Origin of the sequence: Allobosea sp. LjRoot237 (genome assembly GCF_964253285.1) — a bacterium.
GTDB lineage: Bacteria > Pseudomonadota > Alphaproteobacteria > Rhizobiales > Beijerinckiaceae > Allobosea.
This window is the reverse complement of the sequence record NZ_CAXUQP020000001.1, coordinates 1,665,571-1,679,534: the sequence shown is the minus strand read 5'-3', so window position 1 is coordinate 1,679,534 and position 13,964 is coordinate 1,665,571. Positions and strand designations below refer to the sequence as shown.

The 13,964-nt window shown below is 66.3% G+C and carries 14 protein-coding genes; 7 read left to right on the top strand and 7 right to left on the bottom strand.

Annotated features, from left to right (window positions below; all coding sequences use genetic code 11):
• The first annotated feature begins 275 nt into the window (after positions 1-275).
• Positions 276-698 carry an RNA polymerase-binding protein DksA gene (gene dksA / locus ACSQ24_RS08110; RefSeq protein ID WP_126110106.1) on the top strand — a complete coding sequence of 141 codons (423 nt, stop codon included), beginning with the start codon at positions 276-278 and terminating at the stop codon, positions 696-698.
• 129 nt (positions 699-827) lie between these two features.
• Here dksA and katG read toward each other — a convergent pair whose 3' ends face one another.
• Positions 828-3,005, bottom strand: coding sequence for a catalase/peroxidase HPI (gene katG / locus ACSQ24_RS08105; protein WP_436094193.1), 2,178 nt, complete (start codon positions 3,003-3,005; stop codon positions 828-830).
• A 98-nt stretch (positions 3,006-3,103) separates the two neighbouring features.
• On the opposite strand from katG, the gene ACSQ24_RS08100 reads away from it, so the two are divergent.
• Positions 3,104-4,069: a hydrogen peroxide-inducible genes activator gene (locus tag ACSQ24_RS08100; protein WP_436094192.1), complete on the top strand. Its 966-nt coding sequence runs from the start codon at positions 3,104-3,106 to the stop codon at positions 4,067-4,069.
• A gap of 230 nt (positions 4,070-4,299) precedes the next feature.
• Here ACSQ24_RS08100 and flgH read toward each other — a convergent pair whose 3' ends face one another.
• The 4 genes from flgH to flgF are packed head-to-tail and all read right to left on the bottom strand — an operon-like array spanning position 4,300 to position 7,673.
• Positions 4,300-5,064, bottom strand: coding sequence for a flagellar basal body L-ring protein FlgH (gene flgH, locus ACSQ24_RS08095; RefSeq protein WP_436094191.1), 765 nt, complete (start codon positions 5,062-5,064; stop codon positions 4,300-4,302).
• Positions 5,065-5,075: 11 nt separating this feature from the next.
• A complete protein-coding gene (gene flgA, locus ACSQ24_RS08090) occupies positions 5,076-6,107 on the bottom strand; it encodes a flagellar basal body P-ring formation chaperone FlgA (RefSeq protein ID WP_436094190.1) in 1,032 nt (343 codons plus the stop codon).
• Positions 6,108-6,121: 14 nt separating this feature from the next.
• Complete coding sequence (gene flgG, locus ACSQ24_RS08085) at positions 6,122-6,910, bottom strand: flagellar basal-body rod protein FlgG (RefSeq protein WP_436094189.1); 789 nt, start codon at positions 6,908-6,910, stop codon at positions 6,122-6,124.
• A gap of 19 nt (positions 6,911-6,929) precedes the next feature.
• Positions 6,930-7,673 (bottom strand): flagellar basal-body rod protein FlgF, encoded by a 744-nt coding sequence (flgF, locus tag ACSQ24_RS08080; protein WP_436094188.1) that lies wholly within the window; start codon positions 7,671-7,673, stop codon positions 6,930-6,932.
• 256 nt (positions 7,674-7,929) lie between these two features.
• Here flgF and fliL point away from each other — a divergent pair, with 256 nt between their 5' ends.
• From fliL to ACSQ24_RS08060, 4 genes are read left to right on the top strand one after another with little or no spacing between them, the layout of a single operon-like run.
• Positions 7,930-8,475: a flagellar basal body-associated protein FliL gene (gene fliL, locus ACSQ24_RS08075; protein WP_436094187.1), complete on the top strand. Its 546-nt coding sequence runs from the start codon at positions 7,930-7,932 to the stop codon at positions 8,473-8,475.
• Between the two features lie 30 nt (positions 8,476-8,505).
• Positions 8,506-9,636, top strand: a complete 1,131-nt coding sequence (gene fliM / locus ACSQ24_RS08070) for a flagellar motor switch protein FliM (protein ID WP_436094186.1) — start codon at positions 8,506-8,508, stop codon at positions 9,634-9,636.
• An 18-nt stretch (positions 9,637-9,654) separates the two neighbouring features.
• Positions 9,655-10,101 carry a DUF6468 domain-containing protein gene (locus ACSQ24_RS08065; protein ID WP_436094185.1) on the top strand — a complete coding sequence of 149 codons (447 nt, stop codon included), beginning with the start codon at positions 9,655-9,657 and terminating at the stop codon, positions 10,099-10,101.
• On the top strand, positions 10,098-10,895 hold the full coding sequence (locus tag ACSQ24_RS08060) for a MotE family protein (protein WP_436094184.1): 798 nt from the start codon (positions 10,098-10,100) through the stop codon (positions 10,893-10,895). Before ACSQ24_RS08065 ends, ACSQ24_RS08060 begins: the two co-directional genes overlap by 4 nt.
• Before the next feature lie 62 nt (positions 10,896-10,957).
• Here ACSQ24_RS08060 and ACSQ24_RS08055 read toward each other — a convergent pair whose 3' ends face one another.
• Together ACSQ24_RS08055 and cnbZ are read right to left on the bottom strand one after the other, a co-directional pair.
• Positions 10,958-11,797 (bottom strand): Bug family tripartite tricarboxylate transporter substrate binding protein, encoded by an 840-nt coding sequence (locus ACSQ24_RS08055; protein WP_436094183.1) that lies wholly within the window; start codon positions 11,795-11,797, stop codon positions 10,958-10,960.
• 216 nt (positions 11,798-12,013) lie between these two features.
• Positions 12,014-12,775: a 2-amino-5-chloromuconate deaminase CnbZ gene (gene cnbZ / locus ACSQ24_RS08050; protein ID WP_436094182.1), complete on the bottom strand. Its 762-nt coding sequence runs from the start codon at positions 12,773-12,775 to the stop codon at positions 12,014-12,016.
• 148 nt (positions 12,776-12,923) lie between these two features.
• Here cnbZ and ACSQ24_RS08045 point away from each other — a divergent pair, with 148 nt between their 5' ends.
• Entirely contained in the window at positions 12,924-13,832 is a 909-nt protein-coding gene (locus tag ACSQ24_RS08045) for a LysR family transcriptional regulator (RefSeq protein WP_436094181.1), read from the top strand.
• The last annotated feature ends 132 nt before the right edge of the window (positions 13,833-13,964 follow it).

Sequence of the window (13,964 nt, the reverse complement as noted above, 5' to 3'; positions counted from 1 at the left end):
GTCGACTGCGTGCAGACCGGCCGGAGAATCGCGAACCGGAGAAATATTTCGACCATGCCCACTACCGGCAGGGGATCGCCGGGCCGCTCGGCGCCGACATCGCTGCGGCGATCATCCGATTGCGTTGATTTTCCAGCACTTTGCCAGCTTGTTCACGGCTGCGCGAAAGCGATTGTTCCTTATGTGACCAATCGCTATAAGGGCGCCAAATCGGCGGCCTCGACACGGCAAAGCCGGCGGGGCCTTCGAGCGGACGTTCATGCAGAAGGCCTCTCATGTCGAAGCAGATCAGTCTCGAGCCTGACTACAAACCCTCCGACAAGGAGCCGTTCATGAATGAGCGGCAGCGCGAATATTTCCGCGGCAAGCTGCTCGCCTGGAAGGAAGAAATCCTCAAGGAGGCCAAGGAAACCCTGGTCACCCTGCAGAGCGAGAGCGAGAACCATCCCGATATCGCCGATCGCGCCTCCTCGGAAACAGATCGCGCCATCGAGCTGCGTGCTCGTGACCGCCAGCGCAAGCTGATCTCGAAGATCGACTCCGCGCTGGCCCGCATCGAGGACGGCTCCTACGGCTATTGCGAGGAGACCGGCGAGCCGATCTCGCTGAAGCGCCTGGAAGCCCGTCCGATCGCGACGCTCTCGCTCGAAGCGCAGGAGCGCCACGAGCGCAACGAGCGCGTCTTCCGCGACGATTGAAATACTGCGAGCACATGGCTCGTCAACAATAAGGCCCCGCAGTTTCGCTGCGGGGCCTTTTGCATTTGGGATCAAGGCCACTGGCCCGGCCGCCGCTGAACGCGGCGGCCGGGCCAGTCCGATCCTGGATCAGGCGACGTCGAAGCGATCGAGGTTCATCACCTTGATCCAGGCCGCGACGAAGTCCTTGACGAACTTCTCCTTCGCATCCTGGCTGGCATAGACCTCGGCCAGAGCGCGCAGGATCGAGTTCGAGCCGAAGACGAGATCGACGCGGGTGCCGGTCCATTTGGCGGCGCCGGTCTTGCGGTCGGTCCCCTCGAACACGTCCTTGGCCTCGGAAACAGCCTTCCACTGCGTGCCCATGTCGAGCAAGTTGACGAAGAAGTCGTTCGTCAGCACGCCCGGCCGGTCGGTCAGGATGCCGTGCTTGCTGCCATCGGCATTGATGTCGATGGCGCGCAGTCCGCCGATCAGCACCGTCAGCTCGGGCGCGGTCAGGGTCAAAAGCTGCGCCTTGTCGATCAGCGCAACCTCGCCGGCCACCTTGGCCCCAGCCTTCTGGTAGTTGCGGAAGCCGTCGGCGGCAGGCTCCATCACATCGAAGGAGTGGGTGTCGGTCTGCTCTTGCCTGGCATCGGTGCGACCCGGCGTGAACGGCACGCTGACCTCATGGCCAGCCGCCTTCGCCGCCTGCTCGACACCGACATTGCCGGCCAGCACGATCAGGTCGGCCAGCGAGATTTTCTGGTCGCCGTCGGCCTCTTTGTTGAACTGGCGGCGGATGCCGTCGAGAACCTCGATCACCCGGGCGAGCTGGACCGGCTGGTTGATCTCCCAGTCCTTCTGGGGCGCCAGGCGGATGCGCGCGCCATTGGCGCCGCCGCGCTTGTCCCCGCCGCGGAAGGTCGAGGCCGAGGCCCAGGCAGTGCCGACCAGCTCGGAAACCGTGAGGCTGGAAGCCCTGATCTTCTCCTTGAGCGCGGCGACATCCGCCGCGTTGACCAGCGGATGGTCGAGCGCCGGCACGACATCCTGCCAGATCAGCTCTTCCTTCGGCACTTCCGGCCCGAGATAGCGCGAGCGCGGGCCGAGATCGCGATGGGTCAGCTTGAACCAGGCGCGGGCGAAGGCCTCGGCGAAGGCTTGCGGGTTCTCGAGGAAGCGGCGCGAGATCTTCTCGTAGGCGGGATCGACGCGCAGCGACAGGTCGGTCGTCAGCATGGTCGGCTTGCGCTTCTTCGACGGATCATGCGCGTCGGGGATGACGGCCTCGGCGTCCTTGGCTTCCCACTGGATCGCGCCGCCCGGGCTGCGGGTCTGCACCCATTCGTATTTGAACAGGTTCTCGAAAAAGAAATTGCTCCACTGCACCGGCGTCTGCGTCCAGGTGACCTCGATGCCGCTGCCGACCGCGTCGGCACCGTGCCCGCTGCCGTAATTGCTGGCCCAGCCAAGGCCCTGCGCTTCCAGCCCGGCCGCCTCCGGGTCCGGTCCCTTGTGGGATTCAGGCGCGGCGCCGTGGGTCTTGCCGAAGGTGTGGCCGCCGCCGATGAGCGCGACGGTCTCCTCATCGTCCATCGCCATGCGGGCGAAGGTCTCGCGGATGAAATCCGCGGCCGAGAGCGGATCGCCGTTGGCGCCCGGTCCTTCCGGGTTGACATAGATCAGGCCCATCTCGGTGGCGCTGAGCGGCGCGTCGAACTTGTCGAGCGGGCGGTGGGTCAGCCAGGCTGTTTCTGTGCCCCAGCTCACATCGTGATCGGGCTCCCAGGTGTCTTCGCGGCCGCCGGCGAAGCCGAAGGTGCGGAAACCCATGGTCTCAAGGGCGACGTTGCCGGTGAGGATCAACAGGTCGGCCCAGGAGATCTGCTGCCCGTATTTCTGCTTGATCGGCCAGAGCAGGCGCCGCGACTTGTCGATATTGACGTTGTCCGGCCAGCTGTTGAGCGGGGCAAAGCGCTGCTGGCCGCGGCCGCCGCCGCCGCGTCCGTCGGCGAGGCGATAGGTGCCGGCGGCGTGCCAGGACATGCGGACGAATTGCGGGCCGTAATGGCCGAAATCGGCCGGCCACCAATCCTGCGAGTCGGTCATCAGCTTGCGCAGGTCGTTCTTCAGCGCCTCGTAGTCGAGCTTCTTGAACGCCTCGCGATAGTTGAAGGCCTGGCCCAGCGGATCGGACTTGGCCGAGTGCTGGTTTAGGAGGTCGACAGGCAGCTGGCTCGGCCACCAGTCGCGGTTCTGCCGAGTGCCGCCACCATGGGCGACGGGGCATTTGCCCGTGCTGTCCTCAGTCTTCGCGTTCATGTCATTCTCCGAGCTCAGCTGGCTGCTGGGTTGCGTCTTAGCAAAGGTATTTCATTATTTTAATTCCGATTTTCTGATCGCGACGATAAGCTGCGATTATGACAAACCTGACTTTCAAGCAGCTTCGCTATTTCGAGGCGCTGGCGCGGCATGGCCATTTCGGACGGGCCGCCGAGGCATGCTCGATCTCGCAGCCGGCGCTGTCGATGCAGATCAAGGCGCTCGAAGAGGAGCTCGGCGCCGAGCTGTTCGAGCGGGACAGGCGCCAGGCTCGCCTGACCAGTTTCGGCGAGGAGATCGCCCAGCGCGCCAAGGACATCCTGCGCGCATTCGACGAGCTGGAAGGCTATGCCCGTGCGTCCCGGAGCGGTCTCGTCGCCAAGCTGCGCATCGGCGTGATCCCGACTGTCGCGCCTTATTTGCTGCCGAGCCTCATCGGCGATCTCACCCGCCTGCATGGCGGCCTCGACCTGCATGTGCGCGAGACCTTGACGCCGAAGCTGGTCCAGGAGCTGAACGAGGGAAGGCTCGACATGGCGATCGTCGCCCTGCCGGTGTCGGAACCATCGCTGACCGAGATCGCCCTCTTCACCGAAAGCTTCGTCCTGGTTCGGCCGCGGGAGGACGAAGGAAAACCCGTGCCCAATCGCGAGGCTCTGCGCGAGATGAGGCTGCTCTTGCTGGAAGAGGGCCACTGCTTTCGCGATCAGGCCCTCTCCTTTTGCAACACGAAGCCGCGCACCGTGCAGCCGCGCGACCTCCTGGATGCAAGCTCGCTGTCGACACTGGTCCAGATGGTCGATGCGGGGCTCGGGGTCACTCTGATCCCGGAAATGGCCGTGGCGGTCGAGACGCGCTCTGCCTCAGTCTCGGTCGTGCGCTTCGGGCAGCCCGAACCGTCCCGGACCATCGGCATGGTCTGGCGCAAGACCAGCCCGCTGGCCAGGCAATTGCTCGAGATCGCCGACATGGTCCGCGAGTCGGCCGGCGTGCTGCGGCAGGCCCACGACGCCTCCTCGTCCGGTTCTTACCTCGGGACTGCAGGGGCTGGTACAGCCTCGTGAAAGCAAAGCCCCGCGCGGGAGGGCGCGGGGCTTCTGGCCGCCAGCCGTGGATAGCTGGGGAGCGTGGCGGGCGGCCGGGAGGAAAGGCGGCTCGGGAGAGACCGCCAGCCCGGCGCGAAGGCATGGAACGTGGGGAGCGTTGCCGTCGCGCCGGAAGCTTTGGGATCGGAATTATCTTTCAGGCATGTCCTGTCTCGGAAAAATCGGTCTCCACTTTTCCGGGACATGCCTCAGAATGGCAGCAGGATATCCATCACCTGCTGGCCGTAGCGTGGCTGCTGCACGTCCGTGATCTGGCCGCGGCCGCCATAAGCGATGCGGGCCTGGGCGATCTTGGCCGACTCGATCGTGTTGTCGGATTCGATGTCCTCCGGCCGGATCACGCCGGCGACGATCAATTCGCGCACTTCGAAATTCACCCGGATCTCCTGCTTGCCCTCGATCACCAGATTGCCGTTCGGCAGGGTCTGGGTGACGGCGGCGGCGACATTGGTGGCGAGCTGCTCGGCCCGGCGGACCGAGCCACTGCCCTCGCTCGAAGAATCCGAGTCGAGCTTCAGCAGCGAACTGGGATCTGCCTTCTTGCTCCACTTGCTCTCGGAGCCGAAGAAGTTCTCGGCGCCGAAATCCTCGCCGTTCTTGCGGCTGCGCTTGGTGGTGTTGTCGAGCTGGGCCCGGTCGGTGACCTTGACCTTGACGGTGACGAGGTCGCCGACCTGCCGGGCGCGCTGGTCCTTGAAGAAGGCGCGCGATCCGGTGCGCCAGAGCGAATTCGGCGCGAAGGAGGCGTGCTCGACCGGTGGCATCGGCATCTGCACGGGCTTATAGCCCTTGGCGGCGGTCGGATCCTCGATCGGCGAGAGCGCCGGCGCCTGGCCGACATTGGCGAGCCTGTCGGCGGCTCCGCAAGCCCCCAGCATGAGGCTGAGGCCAAGGGTGGCAGGGATGGCGAGAGGGTTGGTCCGGGTCATGGGAATAGTCCGCAACTGGAGCAATGGGGCCGCCTTCAGCGGGCAGCGGCGATCTGGCCGCCGCCCTGCGGGCTGACGTTGACGCGCCCGGGACCGGTGACGGTTCCCTGCAGCACGCGCTTCGACTGTGGATTGGTGATCGAGATGACGTCGCCGATCGCACCGGCCTCGTTGGCGCGGCCACGCATGCTGATCGCGACGCCGCGCGCCTCGTAGAGGATGGTGACGATGTCACCGCGCCCGACGATCTCCTCGCGCTGGACATCGCCGCTGCGCAGCACCGAGCCCGCCACCAGCATCCGCTTGGCGACCTTGCCGACCGCCGCTTTCGCCTCGCCGATCACGTCGTTGAACTGCGCATCGCGCGGCCGGCGCTCGACGGTGACGTCGGATGCCTTGAGCGTCTCGCCGCGGGCGATCGTGCGCAGCGGCACCACGGCCTCCGTCGTCTCGACCAGCTGGCCTGAGACACGCACCGGTTTCAGCCGGGTCGCGGCGCTGCCCGGCATGGTCAGGCGGCCCGTGATGCGGCGGCTGCGGGCGTCGTAATTCAGGTCGAGCGCGGCGAGGTCGCCGGTCAATTCCGGCTCGACCACGACGGAGGGCGCGCCGCCATCGAGCAGCAGCGCGAAGGCGCGCCCGTCGAAGCCGAAGCGTTCGAGCAGCGCCGACTTCACCGCCGCCTCGACATCGAGCCCCGTGATCCGGCGCGCCGCCCGGCTCACCACCACCTGGGCGACGCCCTGGCTGTCGAGCTCCTGCGCATCGCGCAGGATACCGTGCTTCACCGCGGCCTCGACGATGCGGCTGACCTGGATCGTGCCGGTCTCGCCGAGCGCTGGCGCCCGGAAGGCCGGCAGCGCCGCATCCTGCGGCGACAGGCCGGCGATCAGGTCGCCGAAGCCGACGATGTCGCGCGAGAGCGTAAGGTCGGTCTTCAGCTTGAGCTTGCTGGCTGCCGCCGGTGCCGCCGCGGGAGCACGCTCGCCGGCCGGAGCCACCGCCTGTGCAAATGCCGCGGCGGGAATCGCGGTCATGGTCGCGATCAGGAGAATGGAGCGGATCATCTGGCTCATCCCTCTCAGCGCATGATCTGCGTGGTGGACTGCATCATCTGGTCGGCGGCCGAAATCACCTTGGAGTTCATCTCGTAGGCGCGCTGCGCCGCGATCAGCGAGGAGAGCTCGGTCACCGCCTGGACGTTGCCTTCTTCCAGGTAGTTCTGCTGCAGCGTGCCGAAGCCCTCTTCGCCGCCGAGTCCGTCGATCGCCGGGCCGGAGCCAGCCGTCTCGAGGAACAGGTTGTCGCCGATCGATTCGAGGCCGACCTTGTTGATGAAGCGGGTGAGCTGGATCTGGCCGAGCTGCTGCGGAGCGGTCTGGCCGGGAAGATTGACCTCGACCGTGCCCTGCGCGTTGATGTTGACGCCGGTCGCGTTGTTCGGGACGGTGATGCCCGGCTGGACCTGGTAGCCGTCGCGCGTCACCAGCCGGCCCTGGCTGTCGAGGTCGAAGGAGCCGTCGCGCGAATAGGCGGTGCGGCCATCAGGCATCTGGATGCGGAAGAAGCCCTCGCCGCGGATCGCGATGTCGTACTGCTTCTCCGTCGGCGTCAGGTTGCCCTGGCTCATCACCCGCCCGGTCGACGCGGTCTTGACGCCCGAGCCGACGAAGGTGCCGGCTGGAACCTGTGTGTTCTGATCCGAGGTCTGCGTGCCGGCGCGGCGGAAGTGCTCGTAGAGCAGGTCCTGGAAATGCACGCGCTGGCGCTTGTAGCCGGTGGTGCGAACGTTCGCGATGTTGTTCGAGATGACCTGGACGTTGAGTTCCTGGGCCATCATGCCGGTGGCAGCGGTGTAAAGCGCGCGCATGGTTTGGCTCCTTTCCGCGTCAGGCTTGCTGATCGGCCAGGCGGGTGATCGCCTTGGCACGTAGTTCGTCGGTCTTGGCCATCATCGCCGACAGGGTCTGGTAGGCACGCTGGACTTCGACCAGCCGGGTCATCTCGACCACGGCCTTGACGTTGGAGCGCTCGATCGCCCCGGTCTCGAGCCGCGCCTGCGGGCCTGCGGCCTGGGCAGCGGTGGTCGAGGAGAAGAGATTGCTGCCATCGCTGGCGAGCGCAGCGGGATTGTCGAAGCGGACGATCCGGAGCTTGCCGCGCTGGCCCTGGTCGGAGGTGACCGTGCCGTCGGCGGCGATCTGCGGATTGCTCTCGGTCGAGCCGAAGACGATCGGTCCGCCATCGCCCATGACCGGCTGGCCGGCCTGGGTCACGAGCTGGCCGCGGCCATTGATACCGAGTGAGCCGGCGCGGGTGTAGCGCTCGCCCTGCGGCGTCTGGACGACGAGATAATTGTCACCCTGAACCGCGACATCGAGCGGGTTACCGGTGCGCTCGATCGCCCCCAGCGACAGGTCGATCGGCGTGCCCTTGTCGATGACATAGGAAAGCCGGCGGTCCTGCGTCTGGAAGGTGTCGGCGCGCGCCGTCGGCGAGACGTACTCGGCAAAGCGCGCCGAGCGCGCCTTGAAGCCGTTCGTGCCGACATTGGCGACATTGTTGGCGATGACGTCGAGCTCGCGCGCCAGAGCCATCTGGCGCGACAGGCTGACGAGAAGCGCGTTTTCCACGGCTCCTGCTCCCGATCTGTCCCATGGCCGCCCCGACGCTCCCCAGCGCGGTGGCCACGCCAATCAGGTGGCAAGCGATGTGCCAACATGGTTAACTCAGGCAAGCCTTTGATATAATTACATATTGACTTGTGAAACGCATCCGTTCGCCCTGGTAAGAACCCGCCCACACGGCAGAAACGACCCGGCAAAAATTGCCCGCCTTAACGGGCCGTTAACCGTAATTGGTCAGGGTCGCAGACAGGAAGACGGGCCGGTGGCGGCGCCTCTCCCGGGCGGGCAAGCCGAGATGGCGAAGAAGACGAGCAAGGACGACGAAACCGCCGAGGACGGCGCCGAAGCGGCGTCGAAGCCCGGCAAGAAGAAGCTCGTCATGATCGGCGGCGCCCTGGCGCTCGTCGCGGTGCTCGGCGGCAGCTGGTTCTTCCTCCTGAAGAAGAAGCCCGTCGAGGAGATCAGCGCCGAGGCGGCTGCCGCGGCAGCCAAGAAGCAGATCACCTTCGTCGAGATGAAGGACATGATGATCGGCATCTCCGCCGGTCCGCAGCAGGACCGCCAGCCGATCGTCAAGATCAAGGTCGCGCTCGAGATTGCCGACCCGAAGACTGCGGACCAGGTCAAGCCACTGCTGCCGCGTGTCGAGGACGCCTTCCAGGTCTTCATGCGCGAGTTGCGCCCGTCCGACCTCGACGGCTCGGCCGGCATTTACCGGCTCAAGGAAGAGCTGCTGCGCCGGGTCAACGTCACAGTCTACCCGGCAAAGGTCGACGCCGTCCTCTTCAAGGAACTGCTGCTGCAATAGCGGCAGCCTCATTCGCCCGAGCAGACCCACATGGCCAGCAGCGACCTCGAAGCCCAGGACAAGGACAAGCTGCCGCTGACGCCGGAAGGCATGGCGGCGGAGTGGGCTGCCATGCCCGACATCGTCGACGAGGACGGTGGCGAGGCGGAAGCCAATATCGATCGCCTGATGAATCAGGACGAGATCGATACCATGCTCGGCTTCTCCATCGGAGATGACGGCAAGGGCGGGCGCAGCGGCATCCAGGCGATCGTCGATTCTGGCTCGGTCACCTACGAACGCCTGCCGATGCTCGAGATCATCTTCGAGCGCCTGGTCCGTCTCCTCTCCACCAGCCTGCGCAACCTGTTCAGCGACAATGTCGAGGTGACGCTGGAAGGCATCCGCTCGGTGCGCTTCGGCGACTACATCAACTCGATCTCGCTGCCGGCGATGCTCGCGGTGTTCAAGGCCGAGGAATGGGACAATTTCGGCCTCGTCACCATCGAGTCCGCCCTCACCTATTCGGTGCTCGACACCATGCTCGGCGGCAAGCGCGGCCAGACGGCAGGGCGCGTCGACGGGCGCCCTTTCACCTCGATCGAGATGAGCCTGCTGCGCCGCGTCATCGGCGTCGTGCTCGGCGATGCCGAAGCGGCCTTCAAGCCGCTCTCCCCAGTGAATTTCAAGATCGACCGGATCGAATCCAATCCGCGCTTCGTCTCAATCTCCCGGCCGGCCAACGCCGCCATCCGCGTCGAGCTGCGCTTCGACATGGAAGGCCGCGGCGGCTCGCTCCATCTGCTCCTGCCCTACGCCACCATCGAGCCGATCCGTGAATTGCTGCTCGAAAGCTTCATGGGCGAGAAGCTCGGGCGCGATCCGATCTGGGAAAACCACCTCGCGACCGAGGTCTGGCAAGCTGATGTCGCGGTCAAATGCGTGCTGCACGAATGCACCATGCCGCTGAAGCGGGTGATGAAGCTCGAGATCGGCGACACGCTGATGTTCGATGCGCGCCCCGACTCCGTCGCCTCGTTGCGCTGCGGCGAGTTCATCGTCAGCGAGGGCCGGATCGGACGCGTCGACGACAAGATCGCCGTCCAGGTCGTCAGCCCGTTGCGGCGCTCGAAGACGACCATGGCTGCCTTCGACACCAGCCATCTCACTCCGGCGTCCTGACCAGGGAGTCCCTGCCCCATGACCATCACCCTGATCGCCGATGCGCTGGTGGGTTGCCTGCTGGTCGCGACCATCATCACCTGCTTCGTGCTCTCCAAGCGCATCGAGCGGCTGAAAGCCGATGAGAGCGCGATGCGCCAGACCATCGGCGCCCTCATCTCGGCGACCGATACGGCCGAGCGTGCCATCGCCGGCCTGAAGCTGACGCTCGGCGATTGCGACCGCACGCTCGGCGAACGCCTGCGCACCGCCGAGCGTTATGCCGCCGACCTCGCCCAGCAGATCGAGGCCGGCCAGGGCGTTATGGAACGCATCGGCCAGATCGTCAGTGCTGCCAGCATGGTCGCCCCGAAACCCGAGCCCGCCACCGAGAAGCCGGCCGTCTCGCGCATGGCCAGCGCTGCCGACGCCGCCGCCGCCATCCGCGCCCGCGCTGCCCGCAGGCTCGAAGGCCAGGCTGCGTGATCCAGTCGCCCCGCCTCATCCCGGCCGTCATCCTCGGCGCCATGGGTCTCCTGGCGCTGAAGCTGCTTGCCTGGTCCGCGGAGCCTTCTCCGGGCAAGGTGCCCGCCAGCGCGCAGATCTTGCCTGCAAAACCGGAGAAGGAAGTCTGGGGACTGGCCAAGATCATCGCCAAGGCCCACCAGCCCGACGTCTTCATGGATCCCGAGACCACCGGCACGATCGATCCGCCGGCGCCGAAGCTCCCGCCCGAGGAACAGGCCAAGCGCGACGCCAACCCGAACAACAGGGCCGGCGTGATGAACGGCACGACCCAGCCGGTCTCGCCTGCGGAGAAGGCCCTGCTCGAACGGCTCGGCCAGCGCCGCGAGGAGATCGAGGCCCGCATGCGCGAGCTCGACATGCGCGAGAAGCTGCTCGATTCGGCCGAGAAGAAGCTCGGCGGCCGCGTTGACGATCTCAAGGCGCTGGAAGAGAAGGCCGAAGGCCCGCGCAAGCAGGAGACCGAGGCCAATCAGGCCGTCAAGAACCTGGTGATCATGTACGAGACGATGAAGCCGAAGGACGCCGCCCGCGTCTTCGACCGGCTGGCGCTCGACATCCTCGTCCCCGTTGTCCAGCAGATGAGCCCGCGCAAGATGTCGGACGTGCTCGCCGCGATGTCGCCGGAGGCAGCTGAACGGCTCACCGTCGCGCTCTCGCTGCGCGGGCGTCCCGTCGTCGCGATCGATCGCACCCCGGCCGCCATGCCGGCGGGCACCGAGCTGCCGGCGATCGAGCCTGCGCCGCGGCGCTGACCGCCTTGCCAATTTGACTTGCCTGGATAGGCCGCGCGGCGATCAGGTCACGGGCTCGACCGTCACTGCTGAACCGTGATGCCGCTCTCCTTGATGATCCTCGCATAGGTCGACACGTAGCGGTCGATCACTGTCTCGAACTCCGCGCCCGGCCGTGCCAGCACCGTGAAGCTCAGGCCCTGGAGGCGCTCGCGCACGTCCGGGCGCGTCAGGGCCGTAAGCCAGGCGCGCTCCAGCGCTTCGCGGGCCGGCGCCGGCGTATCGCGCCGCACCATGATGCCGAACCAGCTGTCGGAGAGAAGGTCCGGCTGGCCGAGTTCGGTGAAGGTCGGGACCTTGGGCAGCTCGCGCACGCGCCGGTCCGCAGTAACTGCAAGCGCGAGGAGCTTGCCCTCGTCGATCGACTGGACGACGTCCGGAAGATTGCTGAGCGCAAAGTCGATCCGACCGGCGAACAGGTCGACGAAGAGCTGCGAGGTGCCGTTATAGGGCGCATGGACGGCCCTGCCGCCGATCAGGCGCAGGAAGTGCTCGGAGCCAAGATGCGGCGAGGTCCCGATCCCCGGGCTCCCATAAGTCACTGAGTCGCCGCTCTCGCGCAGGCGTTTGACGAAGCCCGCCCAGTCTATCTTCAGCGGCGGCGCGACCACGAGGACATGCGGTACTACCGTCGCCTGCACCACCGGAGCGAAGGCGCGTTGCCAATCCGCCGTCCGCGCCCGCAGCGTGATGTTCGCCGCAAAGCTGTTGGCGATCATCAACATGGTGTGTCCATCGGCCGGGGATTTCAGCGTCTCGGCCCCGGCGACCACGGTGGCTGCGCCGGCGATGTTCTCGACGACGACGGTCTGGCCGAGCGTGTCCTTGAGGCTCTCCTGGGCCAGCCGGGCGACCGGATCCATCGATGTCCCGGCTGTGAACGGGAGGATCAGCCGCACCGGCCTCGTCGGTCGCCATTCGGTTTGTGCTCTTGCGAGAGCCGGGGCGGTCAATCCCGCCAGGAGGAACGCACGTCGATCAAGCAACATCGGGGCTCTCCAAGCATGACACCGTCAAAACCCGCGGCCGGCTGCTCTGCGTTCCCATTCCGGCAACACGCGCAACGGGCCGCTTTTTGGTCAGGACTGCGCTTCGATCACGATCTCTCGCGGCAGGCCCCTCACATCCATCTCGTAGTCGAGCACCGCCACCGGAGGCCGCGAGAAATGCCAGGTCACGGCGCGGCCGAGACTGGTGATCGGCAGGAGGACATCCGCCAGGAGCGGATGGATGTCGCGAACCGTGTAGATGTTCGCGACCGTGGCATCCTGCCAGCCATAGCCGAGCCCCGTCAGGCGGCGCTCCATCTCGCCCATCACCCATTCGGCCTTGGCGCGCACGCCGCTTGGGGAGGTATCGCCCGGCCGGATCGTTCCCTGCGCGTAGCTTGCGCCGCCTTCCGGCGCCTCGCCGCTGCCCGCGACCACGAAGCTCGCCCGCGCCGAGGCATCGGGGACAGTGTAGCTGAAAGCATGGAGCGAGACGGTATCCGGCTTGCCGATCTCCGGGCAGATGTTCGTCCGGGCGACCGGGTTCACCTTGCCCTGCAGGACACCCCATTGGTCGAGGCGGGAGGCATAGAGCCGGTTGAAGGCGTCGAATCCGCCCTCCGAAAAGGGCTCGGGAGAGCGCAGCTCGCAGGCGCAAAGCGCGATCAGCGGCCTGCCGACCTGCTTCAGATGCGCTTCGATGATCGCAAGGCCGCGATCCAGCGCGACCGGGGTCGCCAATTGCGCGCGCTCGATCCGAAAGCCCGGCTGCGCCGCGACGCCACCGGAGTATTGATAGACGGCGGGAATGAACCTGTAGCTGCCGTCCTGGCTCGGTTGGGTCGAATACATCGGATCGGTTCCCCGCAATGTTCTGATCATTTCTAGAGGCGGCGACAATCGACCAGCCAGCCTGGAATCGCGGAGAGATCGTTGCCGATCCGGCAACAGTTGCCTACCGTCCAGCCGACCGACCTCTGCCACCGGCGAGACTCTTTTCATGTCGCTAACCCGCTACCGGTATTTCGCGCTCGTCGCCGATCACGGCTCCGTCCGCGAGGCTGCGGATGCGTTGCGTGTCGCCCCTTCGGCGATCAGCCGCCAGGTCGCCAGTCTCGAAGCGGAATACGGCACGACGCTGTTCGAGCGCCGGGCACGCGGCATGAGGCTCACGACGGCGGGGACGGCGGTGCTCGATACCGCCCGCACCATCCTCGACAGCGTCCAGACGGCGCGCTCCGCCATCGAGGAACTCCAAGGCATGAAGCGCGGGCATGTACGCGCCTGGGCGGTCGAAGGCTCGCTCGACGATTTTCTCTACCCTGCCCTTGCCGAGTTCTCGGCCGCGCACCCCTCCGTGAGCTTCGAGGTCATGGTCGCAAGTTCCGACCAGCTCGTGCAGCGCCTGCTCGACGACGAGGCCGACGTGGCGGTGGCGTTCAACCCGATCCTCCACCGCAGCGTCCTGTCGCTCGCCGAGATCGCCGACGCGCTCGTCGTCGCCGCCCATCCGGACGATGCCGTCGCGCAACGCCACTCGGTGACGATCGGAGATGTCGGCGAGATGAAGCTTGCGCTCCCGGACAGGACGTTCGGCCTGAGGCGCCTCGTCGACGATATCGCCGCAGCGACCGGTATCGAGCTCAAGCCGGCTCTGATCACGAACTCGATCGAGTCGCTGCGCTCCTTCGCACGGGCCGGCATGGGCGTCAGCATGCTGACCCGCTGTGCCACGCGGCGTGACGTGTCCGAGGGACGCCTGGTCACCGTTCCGCTTCAGGGCCGCAACCTGCGCAAGGCCTGCCTCAAGATCTGCGTGCGCAAAGGCCGAGCCCTGTCGCCCGCGGCCCGGGCACTGGCACGGCACCTCGCCCGCAGCGCCCGCAAATACGCGGCCGGACACACGTAACCCCTTAATTGCGCCCAATCTTAAGGGTGAACACCATGGTGCCAGTAAATTGGCAGCCTCGGCACGGACCCTGCCGGAGACGATAAGAAGCGCTAGGTCACTGCCACCCTCGCCAAATGCGAGCACGTCGCT

Bases quoted from the DNA above. Each gene is read 5' to 3' on its own strand.
- fliM (WP_436094186.1), top strand. From the start codon at position 8,506: ATGGCCAGCAGCGACCTCGAAGCCCAGGACAAGGACAAGCTGCCGCTG.
- flgA (WP_436094190.1), bottom strand. From the start codon at position 6,107: ATGATCCGCTCCATTCTCCTGATCGCGACCATGACCGCGATTCCCGCC.
- ACSQ24_RS08065 (WP_436094185.1), top strand. From the start codon at position 9,655: ATGACCATCACCCTGATCGCCGATGCGCTGGTGGGTTGCCTGCTGGTC.
- ACSQ24_RS08055 (WP_436094183.1), bottom strand. From the start codon at position 11,797: ATGGATCCGGTCGCCCGGCTGGCCCAGGAGAGCCTCAAGGACACGCTC.
- cnbZ (WP_436094182.1), bottom strand. From the start codon at position 12,775: ATGTATTCGACCCAACCGAGCCAGGACGGCAGCTACAGGTTCATTCCC.
- katG (WP_436094193.1), bottom strand. From the start codon at position 3,005: ATGAACGCGAAGACTGAGGACAGCACGGGCAAATGCCCCGTCGCCCAT.
- ACSQ24_RS08045 (WP_436094181.1), top strand. From the start codon at position 12,924: ATGTCGCTAACCCGCTACCGGTATTTCGCGCTCGTCGCCGATCACGGC.
- dksA (WP_126110106.1), top strand. From the start codon at position 276: ATGTCGAAGCAGATCAGTCTCGAGCCTGACTACAAACCCTCCGACAAG.
- flgG (WP_436094189.1), bottom strand. From the start codon at position 6,910: ATGCGCGCGCTTTACACCGCTGCCACCGGCATGATGGCCCAGGAACTC.
- ACSQ24_RS08100 (WP_436094192.1), top strand. From the start codon at position 3,104: ATGACAAACCTGACTTTCAAGCAGCTTCGCTATTTCGAGGCGCTGGCG.